The 13904-nt window shown below is 62.3% G+C and carries 7 protein-coding genes; all 7 read right to left on the bottom strand.

The annotated features are described in order from the left end of the window. Nucleotides 1–17 precede the first annotated feature (17 nt). Nucleotides 18–2210 (bottom strand): TonB-dependent receptor, encoded by a 2193-nt coding sequence (locus V2S85_RS23905; RefSeq protein WP_330705306.1) that lies wholly within the window; start codon nucleotides 2208–2210, stop codon nucleotides 18–20. A gap of 194 nt (nucleotides 2211–2404) precedes the next feature. Then, nucleotides 2405–3103: a GntR family transcriptional regulator gene (locus tag V2S85_RS23900; RefSeq protein ID WP_330705305.1), complete on the bottom strand. Its 699-nt coding sequence runs from the start codon at nucleotides 3101–3103 to the stop codon at nucleotides 2405–2407. A 414-nt stretch (nucleotides 3104–3517) separates the two neighbouring features. After that, nucleotides 3518–5038, bottom strand: coding sequence for a glucose-6-phosphate isomerase (gene pgi / locus V2S85_RS23895; RefSeq protein ID WP_330705304.1), 1521 nt, complete (start codon nucleotides 5036–5038; stop codon nucleotides 3518–3520). 40 nt (nucleotides 5039–5078) lie between these two features. Further along, entirely contained in the window at nucleotides 5079–7391 is a 2313-nt protein-coding gene (locus V2S85_RS23890) for a heparinase II/III domain-containing protein (RefSeq protein WP_330705303.1), read from the bottom strand. A gap of 49 nt (nucleotides 7392–7440) precedes the next feature. Then, on the bottom strand, nucleotides 7441–9411 hold the full coding sequence (locus tag V2S85_RS23885; protein WP_330705302.1) for a glycoside hydrolase family 97 protein: 1971 nt from the start codon (nucleotides 9409–9411) through the stop codon (nucleotides 7441–7443). Between the two features lie 30 nt (nucleotides 9412–9441). Next, on the bottom strand, nucleotides 9442–10926 hold the full coding sequence (locus V2S85_RS23880) for a glycosyl hydrolase family 28 protein (RefSeq protein WP_330705301.1): 1485 nt from the start codon (nucleotides 10924–10926) through the stop codon (nucleotides 9442–9444). Between the two features lie 29 nt (nucleotides 10927–10955). Continuing rightward, nucleotides 10956–13619 (bottom strand): TonB-dependent receptor, encoded by a 2664-nt coding sequence (locus tag V2S85_RS23875; RefSeq protein WP_330705300.1) that lies wholly within the window; start codon nucleotides 13617–13619, stop codon nucleotides 10956–10958. Nucleotides 13620–13904 lie beyond the last annotated feature (285 nt).

Below are 13904 nucleotides of genomic sequence, written 5' to 3'. Positions count from 1 at the left end.
AAGGCGGCCACGAAAGATCAGAAGCGCACGCCGGCGCGGATGCCGTACAGACGTGGCTCGGAAACATAGACACGGCCCAGGCCATACCCGGCGAAGTTGATGGCATTCTCCGCGTTCTTGAGGAAGCCCTGCAAGAACCAGCGCTGCTCGGGCGCATTGTAGGTGAGCGTGAGGTTGGTCTTTGTGTTGCTGGGGTTGCGGAACTGCGTACCGTTGGCGAAATTGGTCAGCAGGTAGGAGTCGCTCAGCCTGGTATCCGCATGGGCCTCAATGTTCCCGCCATTACCCAGCGGGAAGGTATGCGTATAGCCTGCCGTGACAACCCACTCCGGCGCGTTGTCCAGTGAACGGCCCGCGAAGTCCAGCGTCGAAGTCGGGCTGTAATCGGTGTAGTAGGCATCGAGATAGTTGAATGAAACGTCGAAGCGGTCACGCGAGGAAGGCGTGATCGTCGCCGAGGTCTCCACGCCCTTGATGCGCGCTTTGCCGGCATTCAGCGTCGTCTGGCCAAGAGTGCCCGGCGAACTGAGCTGCATGTTGGTGTAATTGTAGTAGAAGCCGGCAATGCTGAGCGTCACTGCGTTGTCGAGGAACTTGCCCTTCAGCCCCGCCTCGTATGCGGTCAGTTCCTCGGGATTGTAGAAGAGCTGGTCGTCGGAGATCGGCGAGGTGCAACCCGGCGAGCCGGCGGTGCAACCATCGTTGAAGCCGCCTGCCTTGTAGCCGGTCGCCGCATTTGCATAGAACAGCACGTCCTGCGACACGTCGTATTCGGCGCCTGCCTTCCAGGTCACCTTGGAGAAGCTGCGCTTGGCGTTGTTGACCGCGCTTACCGTATAAGTGGCGGGATCGAAAATCGAGGACGTGCGGTTATAGATGGTCAGGCCTGTGCGCGACTTCTCATCCTTGGAATAGCGGATGCCGCCGGTAACGCGCAGCGTGTCGGTGAGATGGTATGTCGCCTGACCAAAAACGGCCTTGGATTCGCCGATGACCGGGCTTTGCAGGAAACCATAAAGCGCAAACCCGGCATAGTCGTGAAGGATCGTGTTAACGTTGGTCGAACGCTCGCGAAAGTAATAGAGTCCCACGACGGCCTCAAGCGGGCCGTCACCCGATGTCGCCATACGCAGTTCCTGCGAATTCGACTTGGTTTTGCCTGTCGTGTAGACGTCGGCGAAGCGGCTGGTATTGGCGTTGACGTAAGTGCCGAGCGTGTCGCGATCGAATACGCGGTACGATCCGAGATAGGTCAGGTTTACCGGGCCGAAATCCCAGGTCAATTCACCGCTGATGCCGTAGATCTTGTTGTTCTGGTAAGGGGTACTAGCGACCGGATAGGTCACAGTGCGAGCCTCGGACTGCGAGGGCGACAGGTACACCGGATCAACGGTCGTAAAGTCCGAATAAAAGTTGCCTATCGACACCGCCTGCGGGCCGACGCCGCCTTGATGTGCATAATCGCCGACGACGAACAGATTGCCTTGGTTTTCCGAACCGAACTTGAGGTCGGCGCTCAGGCGGCCTGCATATTCGTCCTGGTCCTGTCCGAGGCGCTGGTCGGAACCGTTACCTGAAATCAGATAGCTGTCGTGTTTGTTGTAGGCACCTGCCGCGCGCAGCGCGAAATTCTCGGTGACGGGTAGGTTGATCATTCCGTCGATGCGCTGAGTATCGAAATTACTGAATTCACCGGTAACGGCCGCTTCGAACCGGTCGGTCGGGCGCTTGGTCAGCACATTGACGACGCCCGCCGTGGCATTACGACCATACAGTGTGCCCTGCGGCCCGCGCAGAACCTCGATGCGGTCGAGATCGAAGAATGCGCCCGAAAGCGACTGCTGGCGTGCAAGGTAGACGCCGTTGAGCATGAACGCAGCGGAAGGATCACCTTTTTCGGTGCCGTCGGCGCTGGAAACGCCGCGGATCGTGATCTGCAGGCCATTGGCCTGGTCAATCTTGACAGTGGGAACAGCCGTGGTGAGTGACAACGCATCGACCACGCCGGCGGACTTGAGGTCATTGCCGGTAACCGCCGAAATCGAAAGCGCCGCCTTGGACAGCAGTTCAGGCTTGCGCTGCGCGGTCACGACGATTTCGTTGGAAATGGTGCCGCCATCGGCGGCTTCGTCCTGTGCCGACGCGACAGTGGCGTATGAAGCCGAGACTGCCAGCACCGAAGCCGCGAGAAGGTATGCGTGTGTCCTCATAACAAATTCCCTGGTTTGATTTTAAAGGATTTTGCCCGTCGACGGGTCTTGCGCGTCTGCACGATTGCGATCGGTGATCGACGCGGCCTTCTCCAAACCGGCGCGTCGATTACTGAATTCATTTTATATATATACTATTGAGATTGACGCGTCGTGCGCTTCCTCACGTCGCCACCGACTGCATGGCAAGCTATCTAGGCAGCATCCCGGACCTGCTTTCGCGCCTCGCCCGCAGGCGCGGCAAAGAAGCATTCCTGCGCGCGCGCCACGAATTGCACGGTCGCATCGCTGACCTGTAGCGCATCACGGCGCTCGAACCCATTCAGCAGCGCATCGAGCAGGTGAAGAATGAGCTGCTGCGTCGCATTGTCCACGACCGTCGCTCGCCGCACGATCTGAACGTGATCGACGTATCGACGTATCGAAGCCGCCAACCGCCGGTTCGGAACGGCGCGTAGCCAGACTTGCCGGAATCGTTCGTTTGCCTGCATCATATCGTCTGCATTGCCGCTCGCAACAGCTGCGCGCGCGTCGGTCAGCGCCTGCCGCAACTGGACAAGACTGTCTTCTTTGAGCACCTGGCATGCAGAAGCTGCGGCTCGCGGCTCGAGCAGCAGGCGCACCTCGAAAATCTCGTCAATATCCTCACTCGTCAGGCGAGGCAGCACGAAGCCACGCGTAGTCCCGACCAGATAGCCTTCATGCACCAGGCGAAGAAGGGCTTGACGAACAGGCATTCGTGATAAATTGAATTCTGATGCCAGCTGAGAATCGACAATACGATCCTCCAGGCCAATCTCTCCCCGCTGAATGCGGCCAAGCATCACGAGATAAACCTCAGAATCTGGGGAACTCAGCAAGGTTCCTGGCAGAGATGCTGCATCAACATCCATCGATTCGGCTCCATAACTGAATTCAGAATACACGTGGATTCGACCGCTTCAAGGCAAATTTGAAGAAAGGCGCATTCGCCGATGGAAGATCATACCCCATCGGGTGATGTAGCTCAGTGCGTCACGGGACTTACCGGACGCGAAGGCCAATAATGCACTATACTGGCAGGTCGTTTTGGCGGGCGGACCATCCTGTTGGATACGATCTGATTTGACGTGTCGAATGACAGGTTCTGATGCGAGTTGTCGTCCAGCGATCAACTGATGAACAGCTTTGGCTGGTCGACAGCCGACTCCGCATGAGCGTCAGCTATCCTTGCAACCCGGCTCTGAACCGGACATTTGCCTATCCGGACAATTGTAACCATCTTCAGATTATAAGCGCCCCAAATTTAGTTCGCCATCCTCATAAACTCAGGCGATGCCCGCCAGCGCCAGCAGTGCGGTGGTCGAAGGATCGAACTCCACCCCGCCCTGCTCAATCTGCTTGGCGATCTCCTTGCCCAGTTCCACGCCGAACTGGTCGAACGGGTTGATACCCAGCAGCACGGCGTTGGCGAACGTCCGATGCTCATGGAACGCCACCAGCGCACCGAAGGTAGCGGGCGTCAGGTCATCCACCAGGATCGTGGCCGAGGGACGGTCGCCCGGATAGGCACGCGCCGGATCCTCGCTCGCCTTGCCCGCCATCAGCGCGGCACCCTGCGCGAAGCAGTTCGACAGCAGGATGCGGTGATGGTCGAAGGCAAGGTCGTGCTCGGGCGCGATAGAGGCGATGAAGTCCACCGGCACCAGGTTGGTGCCCTGGTGCAGCAGCTGGAACACCGCATGCTGCGCATCGGTGCCGACACCGCCCCAGGTGATCGGCGCGGTGGGGCCGTCTATCGGCTTGCCGTCGAAGGTCACGCGCTTGCCGTTGGATTCCATCTCCAGCTGCTGGAGATAGTCGGGTAGCAGCGCCATGCGCTCGTCATAGGCGAAGACCGCGCGGGTCTGGCAGCCACGCAGGCGGGTGTAGTACTGGTCGGCGAAAGCGGCGCGCAAGGGCAGGTTCGCAAGGCCGTCCGTATCGCGGAAGTGCACGTCCATCGCCGCCGCACCGTCGAGGAACTCGGCGAAGTCGGGCCAGCCCAGCGCCATGGCTACGGGGAAGCCGATCGACGACCACAGCGAGTAACGCCCGCCCACGCTCTCGGAGAACGGCAGGATGCGGGTTTCGTCCACGCCCCATTCCATCGCCTTTTCCGGCGCCGCGGTCAGCGCGACGACGCGGCCATAGGGATCTTCGACACCGTTTTCGCGCAGCCAGATCAGCACGCTGTCGGCGTTGGTCATCGTCTCGATGGTGGTGAAGGTCTTGGACGCGACCGCCAGCATCGTGGTGGCCGGATCGCACTTGGCAAAGGCCTGCTCCAGCGCGCAACCATCGATGTTGGACACGACATGGACGTCCACCATCGCGCCTTCACGCGCAAGCGCATCGATCGCGAGCGCCGGACCAAGCGCCGAACCGCCGATGCCGACATGGATCAGGTGCTTCACCTCGCCCATGGCGCCGCGATGGATGGCCTCGACGATGGCGGCCATGCGGTGATGGTTCTCGGCCGCGGTCTGGACGCTCTCGTCCTTGCCGACGCCGCGCTGGGCGGTGTGCTCAGCGGCGCGGCCTTCGGTCGGGTTGACGATCTCGCCAGCGAACAGCGCCGCGCGGCGGCCGGCGAAGTCCTGCGCCTGCGCCAGTTCCCCGAAGGCGGCGACATGCGCGGCGTCGAGGTGGGTCTTCGACCAGTCGAACAGGATCCCGGTGGAGTTCTCCTCCTCACCCAGTTCGAAGCGCGTCGCGAAAGCATCCAGACGGCCGGAATCGGCATCGAAAAGCTGCTTCAAGGTGGGTTTGTCGAGGCCCTGCAGCTTGTTCCAAGCGGCCTTGCTCATTGTCGTTGCTCTTCGGTAGGTGCTGTGAGCGCGAAGGCGGTCAGTTCGTTCGGGGCAATACGGCCTGGCCGTTGGAGCACGCGACCGATCCCGCCGCGCCCAACGCTTGCACGGGTGCGGAGCAGGCGATGCGCACGTTTCCGTGGGCGCCGCTGAATTGAACCTGTGTGTTGGTTCCGATTGCGAGATGTGCGGTGACCTTCGCTAGCGAGTCGACCAGAACCGTACCTGAGCGTCGGACATAGCTTGCGTCCACAAAGGTAATCTCGTCCGGATCCGTGTTTCCGCCGGTGCGCACGGGGTGGCTGACAGCCAGGATGTAGGCGTCGGTGTCGATCCCGGCTATCGTGGCGTTGGCGTTGCGATGGCGAAGCCTTCCGTCCGCCAGAAGATTGAAGTAGACCTCAGTGATGCGATCGGCGCTGGTGATGCGCACGCCGATCCATTCCGTGCCTTCAAGGCGTTCGATCCGCGACGCGGATTTACCATCGCTGCGGGGCTGCAAGGCGACAATGAACTTCGCACGATCGCTTTTACCGACGGGCTGGAAGCCGAGGTAGGCCTGCTTTACTTTCGGATCCTCGTCGGCGAGGCCTTCATGGCTGGCAAGACGCAGCGCATAAGGATAGTCAGTCGGCAGGCCGCCGTCGGGCAGAGTTGCGGGGAACAGCGGTGTCACGTCGACGCCGGCATCCCCGTCTCGAATTTCGACTGTCCTGCCTTTTCGCGTCGCCGTACCGCCATGATGCAGCAGCCACTCGAACTGGCCGGGATCGCGGCTGCGCAAGTCGTCGATGAGGAGAATCGTGTCTCCCACCCACACGATGTTGCGGTAGTTGCGCTGGAAATATCGGCTCGTCGGACCGGTGGCATCTGCCCAGGCGTAGCGGATGTTGGGCGTATCGAGCAGGTGGTCGATCGTGCCCATCGAAGCCGAGCCGTCGTACAGATCGCTGGCAGGTTCTGCGTGGCCATTGATGGTGACCACGTTGTGGGCTTCGCTCTGCCGGTAGTAGCCATCGTATTCCGGTGTCGCGTAGCTCGAATGGCCGGAATCCGCGATGAGCGTGCGCCCCTTGTGGTAGAGGATGAAGCTGCCGGCATCGGCATGGTTGTGGTTCCAAGTGAACCCGGACTTGACCCCAAGGAGCGTGGCATCGGGGGACCAGTCGCTGCGCATAGTCAGCAGGCCCTGGTCGCGCGATACGTAAGCGCGCGATGTGGCAGTAGACGACGACGCTGACGTGCGTGCAGAGGCGTCAGGAAAATAGGGAAGGTTGGTGGCATCCTTCCAGGCATCTTTCGCCGGCACGCCGGAGAAGCCGGCGATGTACTTCAGGTACTCTGGATTGTGGTCGCCGAGCGCCCACAGATCGGCCAGCGTGTGACAACCACAACTTGGCGGGCGGCTGTCACCGAAGTTGAGCGATACCCAGCCTTCGTTGCGGGGATAGCTGGTGGCGAGAAAATACCCCGCGATCTTGTCAAGACCTTGGATGGGGGAGGGCGCGGTGCCCATCGCTTCGGTCCAGGATCGGCGGAAAAGCATGAGGCTGTGCAATGCCAGCTCGGCATAGGAGACAGTCTCCGAGTAGGCGCCGTCACTTCCGAAGGTGGGTGGCTTGGTGCCGATACGCGTGCCCGGAAACTCGAACCATTCCACGCTCGCCTCTTCGATGCGGCGGGCCCATTCGAGGCCACGCGGATCGTCCTCGCGCACGGAAAGCGCCGCCACGCCTGCGCCGAAGATGATATGCGCCCACCAGTTATGCCCCATCGTATCGAGCGCATGGATGCGCTTTGCGCCATCGACCCAGTCGTCCATGATCGGAAGGATGGCGCCCCGGATGAGGCCTTGGACGATGGTCTGGCGGTCGGCCTGCGACAGCGTGTCGCGCACGGCGTCATAGGCGATGCCGGTGCTCGCGGCGGCATATCCCATTCCGAGATCGGATTTCCAGGGCGGATCGCGGTGGGCGAGGGGGGCGTCAGTCAGCCAGTTCTTTTTGGCCGCGCGCTGCAGCAGGAGGGTCCTGGCTCCTTGCGCATACTTCGCCTGATCCGTGACGCGGAATGCGAGTGCGAGAGCTTCCAGCGCGCTGTCGATTTCGCGATCACCTCGCGGCGGGGAGGACAGCGCCTTGTCCGCTGTCTTGCGCAGCGCATCCCAGCGCGCGCGGGCTTCGGGATCACTGGCGACGAGTTGCTTCACCCGCGCGATGTTGGCTGGATTGAACGCCATGGTGGCAGGTGATGTTCCGGTCTGTCCTTGTTCTTGGCCTTGGGCCATAGCGGGGGCGGTTGCCAGTATCACGGCCAGGGCGGCCAGGGTGCTTCGCATCATCTCATCCATTCCCCGTCCAGGCCGTAGCGCCTTGGATCATTTGCTGTGTGGATCGTCGTCAGGCCATGCGCTCGAAGAGGATCGCCTGGCCGCCGCTCGGCTGCATTTTGACGGTCAGCGTAGCCGCAGCATCCACATCGCGCCGGGAGATGTCCACCTTGGTCAGTCGGGGCTCTTGCATCCGGATGCCATCGGCAAAGACCATCGCCTGCCATTTCCCTTCGCTCAGGAAGGTGAGTGGGAGGTGGATCGTGCGTGCCTCTTCGTTGGTCATCGCGCCCAGAAACCAGCGGTTGCCGCTTCGCCGGGCGACCGCCACGTACTCGCCGGGTTCGCCGGCGATCGGATGGGTCTCGTCCCAGGTCGTGGGACATTCGTCGAACCAGTGCAGCGCGGGCCAGTTTCCGGTGCGGTACTTGGTCGGAGCATCGTACCAGTAAAGGAACGTGAGCGGATTGTAGTAGACGACCGCCATCGCCAGTTGGTGCGCGTTGGTGGTCTTGTTCATGTAGTGGTCGTAGCAGATCGTATAGTCTATCGGACCCGACAGTGCGCGGGTGAAGGGCAGGGTGACGTTGTGCCTTGCGGTGGGGAACTGTTCGTTTCCGCGCACCCCTTCGAGAGCGACGTAGTTCGGCAAGGTGCGCTCCAGCCCGGCGGGACGCAGGTTGTCGTGCAGGTTCACCAGGAGGCGGTTGTCGCCGCAGGTCTTCACGAGGTTGTAGATCCAGTCCACATCCTCCTGCCGTCCTTCCCAGATGAAGCCGAACTTGATCCCGGCGATGCCCCACTTGCGGTATGTGGCGACGATGGCATCGAGCTGGCGCATCGCGGGCACGCGGTCGACGTAGACGATGGTGCCAATCCCCTTCGCGCGCGCGGCGGCAACGATGCCCTCGATGTCGAAGCCGTCGATGGGGCGGGTCGCATCGCTGGGATCGGTGCCGTCGCCATACCAGTGCGCGTCGAACTCGATGTAGTCGAGCTTGCGCTCGTGGGCGAAGGCGATGCCTTCCATCGCGCCGGCGTTCGAATAGGGTTTGCGGATACGGAAGGCGCGGCCCGGGCGAATCCAGTCTTCGGAGCCCAGCCTGTTCGGCGTGGCAAGGGTGGGGACGAGCCCGGCCTTGTTGATCAGCGCGGCGGGACGTTCGCCGACCATTAAGACGCGCCAAGGCGTCGTGAAAGGCGCTTCGACGGCGAACACGGGAGCGGCATGGGTGTCACCGGGGCCCGAATAGCCGGTGGCGCGGCCGGGATAGTGCATCAGGCGGCTGACCATGGTCTGCTCGTCCTCGCCGGGCGCGAACATCATGCGCGGGTAGTGGAGCCGGTCGGATTCGCACAGCAGCATGGCAAGGCCTGCGGGCGTCTGGGCCAGCGCCGGCGTGTCGGCCAGCGCGCCCTTGTCGGTGCTGGCGGTCAATTCGGGATGAGGCACAGGCGCTATGCGGCCTGGAGAGGAAACGGCATACTCGCCTTCGTCGCGGCTGGTCCAGACGCGGGTTCCGGTTGGCAGGCGGAATTCGATCTGCTCGCCGCCCAGCGTAATGGACTTCTTTGGCGCGGAGATCAGGACGAAGCGGCAGGCGATCCCGTCGTCGTGCGCGAGCAGGCGGATTGCGAAACGGACGCGCGTCCGGCGGTCCTCGAACCGGGCTTCCAGCTGGTTTGCCCTGCCGTCATAGCGCGCGGCAATGCCGTAAGGGGGCTGCCAGGTGCCATCGACAGGGGTGACGTCCGAGCCGAGGAACTTCGCATCCGGTCCGAGGCGTTTGCCATCGCCAAGCACGAGCGCTAACCGCGATGGTTCCAGCATCACGGCATCGCCGTGCCGTGCCGCCCAGCGCGGGTGTTCGCCGCGCGATGCGGGAACGAGCAGTTCGAGCGTGGTGCGTCCATCGGGCGATGAGACGGTCAGACCCTGACCCGCTGCCGGAGCGTTGGCGTGCGCTATAGGGATGGTTGCAGCCATGCCCGTAGCAGCAGCGCCAAGGCTTGCCAGGACGGTGCGGCGATTGGTCTTCATGCTTTCTCTCTCCCGGCGGGCATGCTGGCATCAGCGGATGCGCAAGCTCTCGACGTGCTTGCCCACCACCATATCCGCCGCCTGCGGTGCGTCGATGCGCTGGCCGGCAATGCTGAGGTTCTCGATCGTGATGTTGCGAACGGCGGTCTTCGCGGAAAGGCCCGAGATGATCGACTGGCTCGGCATGCCCTCGCCGGTGAAGGTGACGTTGCGGATGGTCACTCCGTCGATCCCGCGTCCCGGCGCCTTGTTGTAGCGGGCGTTGTTGCCGGCGACGATGTTGATCAGCTTGCCTTCCTCGATCCTGTCGACGCGGATGTTGCTGAATGTGATGTTGCGGATCAGCGTGCTGTCGCCCGAATAGGCCGCGATAACGCCTTCCCAGTCGGGATCGTCCTCGTCGAGATTGGCGATGTCGATGTTGTCGAAGGTCACGTCGCGGATCGTGCGCGGGTCGGCATTGTCGCCGAAATGCCCGATGTAGAGGGCGTGAGCCACATCATTCCAGATGCGCAGGTTGCGGACCGAGATATCAAACGTGTCCCCCGGCGGGTTGATGTCGGGAATGCCCGTTTGCGCCGCCCGCTGGCGGCACAGCGGACAATCGGCGACGGCGTAGACCACCACCGCGTCGTCCGACACGCGCAGGTAGCCGCCATCGACGGAGACATGCTGCGAGGTGGAGATATTGATCCCGTCCGACCATTTGCCCGAGGTGAAGCCGGTGACGTTGTGTAGCGCGACATTGCTGGAATTGCGGATGTTGATGACCCGTGCCGCGTCCTTGCGATCGGTATTGACCATGATCAGGTCCGAGATCGCGATGTCCTTCGCCTTCTCGAGGTCGATCGCCCGTCCGGGATCCCATAGCATCCCGCGTCCCGTTATGCTGACGTCCTTCACGCCCTCTAGCGCGAAGGAGCCCTTCAGGACGGCTCCGCCTGCAAGATAGATGCGCTCGCCGGACTTGACCGGGAACACGTCGCTGCCCTCGGGCGGGAGATGTAGCCCGGCCTCGAAAACACGTACGTTCGGCCCGCTCGGCGCGGCTGCGGGCACAGCCCCGGCCAGGATGTGCAGGTTGTGAAGCCGGTCGTCATCAAACTGGAGCGAGAAGCTCTCCGGACTCGTCAGCGTCATGCGCACGATGTTTCCCTGGCGGTTCGGCTTCACCGCGCTCGCCAGCGGTGCGACGGAGACCGTATCGAAGTGGCCGTTGTTCTTCTGCACTTCGATTTCAACGGTGCCTTGAAAATCGAAATACACCATCGATGCATTCTGTCTGGTGTCGGTGTCGACCTGGACGCGGTACTCGTAGAGATCCTTCCACTGTCCCCCCGGCGTACGGACGCGGACGGTGAAATCGTCGTTGAATGCCGAGTACATCAGACCCTTGGGCACGGGATAGACCCGCAGGCCGTCTTGTGCGGCGAGGGCGGCTGGTACCGCCGCGCAGGACAGCGCTACGGCGGCAAGGCAGATGCCGGTTCGGCGCAGGATCTTGGCTTTGCGCATCGAAGTGACTCCTGGGCGATGCGATGGCATCAGAAATTCGCTGTCCCGGTCAGAAAGAACGAGCGTGGCTGGGTGGTAAGAATCCCGGTGGTCGCATTGGGATACATGCTGATGATCTGGGCCTGCGACAGCCCCGAGACCGGAAGGTTTGGGTTCTGGATCGAGAAGATGCCGATGTCGTTGAACACGTTGTTGACGTTGAGGCCGAGGCGGAAGCCGGGCGTCACATCGTAGGACAGCGACAGGTCCGTCTGGGTCTGCGTAGGGAACTTCGTCAGGCCGGTGAAGCTGGACGGGCGTGAACCCAGATAGGTGAAGTTGACGAGCGCCGTGAATGGACCTGTCGCATATTCCAGGCCAAGGCGGCCCTGGACCTTTGCAAGGTTCTCAAGCTTGCTATTGGGATAGGCTTCCAGCTGATCGTCTGCCCGGCCCGTCTGCCCCATGTTCCAGTTGTACCATTCGAGCGCTTTGCCCTTCTGGAGCGTTACGGCCGCCGTTAGCCGCAGCTGGCGCGTCATCCGGATATCGCCTTCGATCTCGACGCCGTACACCCTCGTCTTGTTGAAGGCGGGCGTGGTGACGTAGGTCGTTCCGTCGAGGTCGGTACCCTGACCGACGACGTTGACCTTGTCGAGCAGGGTGAGGAACGGGGTCAGCGTCAGCCGGACAGTCGGGCTCACATAGCTGAAGCCCGCTTCGTACTGGGTGATCAGCGGCGGTGTGATCGGTTGGTTCTCCGCCTTGAACACGGTGTCGTATCCGCCCCAAAGTCCGTCGCCGTTCTTCTTGCCGCGAGCGTAGCGGACATAGGCCGAGAAGCGATCGGAGAACCGGTAGTTGGCGGCCGCTGTGTAGTTCACGAAGCTCAACTTCTTGTCGAAAGGCACTTCGCGGTTCAGCACGCCCACGAGATTGTCGTAGATCGTCATTGGATCGCCGTCGATGCCGCCGTAAGTGCGGTCGCGGGCCTGCGGGTTCGCCGAGGCGAGCAGGTTCGTGCCCCTGTAGCCGAAGCGCTCGTAGCGGATGCCGACATCGAGCGTGAGCTTGTCGGTCGCCTTCCAGTTGAGACCGCCGAACAGCGAGGTCGAGCGGTTCTTCACGGTGTTGCGAACCGGCGCAGTACCGATCGAACCGAACCCGGCGGGATTGGTCATCTGATAGACATTGCCGGTCGCGGCATCGGTGAAGGTGACCTGGGCGGCTTCCATGTCGGATTCGATTGGGGCGACGTAGCCGCCGGGCGGCAGCAGTTCGCGTACGAACTTCGATCGCGAGAGATAGCCCCCGGCAGTTACAGTCAGGCGACCAAGTCGCTTGGAGATCGTCAACTGATCGATAAACGACTGCTCGTCGAAATCGGTCGAGGTGCCTGTCCCCGAAATGACGCCGTTGGCCAGAACCTGCTGGTTGGGCAGGTTGTTTGTCAGCACCGTGTAGCCGCTGGCGGCGCTGGCCACGCGGGCGAGCAACTGGCCATTGCTGCCGGTCACCGTGATCGTTCCCGGAACGCGGCTGAGCCCTGCGGCGCTGAAGCCCAGGTTGTTCCACAAGTTCTGGTTGTCCAGACCGAACGTGCCGACGCCGTTCTGGTTGAGCGTCAGGCGGTTGTCGTTGAACCGGAAATGATTGCTGATCTGGAGCGTGTCGTCGACGTCGTGCTCCCACTTGAGGCCCACGGTCCGCGCGACGGTGTGGTCGAGATTGTCCGGATCGAAGCGCTGGCTGCCCACGACCCCTGACCCGGGAATGGTGAAGGCCGATTTGCGGCCCAGCGTGTAGTTGTCATAGCGCGACAGGCCGGGCGCGATCTGCGGATCGTCGAAGCCGATCGAGGGGATACGCTCGGAATCGTAGGATCCGTTGTGATCGTCGAGATACTTGCCGTAGAGGACCAGCGAGCCGGAGCCGTAGTTCCAGCCCAGCGATGCCTTGATCTGCCCACCCCGGTTGAACGGATAGGCGGTCGGCCGTGCGCCGAAGGAACGGCGATAGAACCCGCTTATCGAACCGTAGACGCCGCTTTCGCCGAATTCAGTGCCGTAGTAGGCGTCCGCACGCTGATAGGGCTGGCTCTTGCCCTCGAGACCGAGGCGAACCGAAGCCACGCCGCCGTCATGGTCGGTGAGGGCATTCTTGGAGATGTAATTGAACAGGCCGCCGGGCGCGTTCGGCCCCGTTACGGTCGCACTGCCGCCGCGCAGGGCCTCGACGCGCTTCAGCGTCAGGTCCTGGCGATAGAAACTGTCGGGTTGGAAGCCACTGCCCTGGATGCCGATCACCGGCAGGCCATCGTCGAGCAGGGCGACAAAATAATAGCCCGATGTCGCCGACTGCGTTCCGACCGACAGGCCTCGCGCATAGACGATGTTGCGCGCCTCGCCGATTGACGAGTTCACATAGACGCCCGGCACGTTCTTCAGAAGGTCCGCTGCGCTGACCGGGGCCGAGCGCTGCACGGTGTCGGAATCGATGGTGGAGATGGCGACGGCGGCGTCACGCTTGGCCGTGCGGTTGAGCACGCCGGTGACGATGATCTCGTTAGCGGAGGCATCCTGCGGAGCCGGGGGCGCAGGGGCCGCGTCCTGGGCAAGAGCCGGAAATGCCGAGCATGACGCCAGAAGCAGTGAAGCCAGTCTGGCGGTCGTGGATGCGCGTCCGCAGCAGCGGAGCGAGGCGTTGCGATTCATGTGCGCTCTCCCGAGGGCGTCTGGTTGTTGTGGTTCTGATATCGATATCAGTAGATGGACGCAAGGAGATATCGATACCATGAATTGATCTTCCATAGATTTTGAGATGGGTCGGGCTGGCGTCGCTAGCCTATCGCCGCACGTCCCCGCCTGACGCGGAGAACGCCTCAAGCTCGCCCGGCCCGATCAGGCACATGTCGCCGGGCATCGTGTGCTTGAGCACGGTGTAGGCCAGCCCCGCCTGCGCGGTGGCGACGAGGTCCGCGCCCTGCAGCCACTTGTGCA

The organism is Novosphingobium resinovorum (genome assembly GCF_036352595.1).
Lineage (GTDB): Bacteria > Pseudomonadota > Alphaproteobacteria > Sphingomonadales > Sphingomonadaceae > Novosphingobium > Novosphingobium resinovorum_B.
Note: the sequence above shows the minus strand (reverse complement) of the source record. Positions and strands in the feature narration are given on the sequence as shown.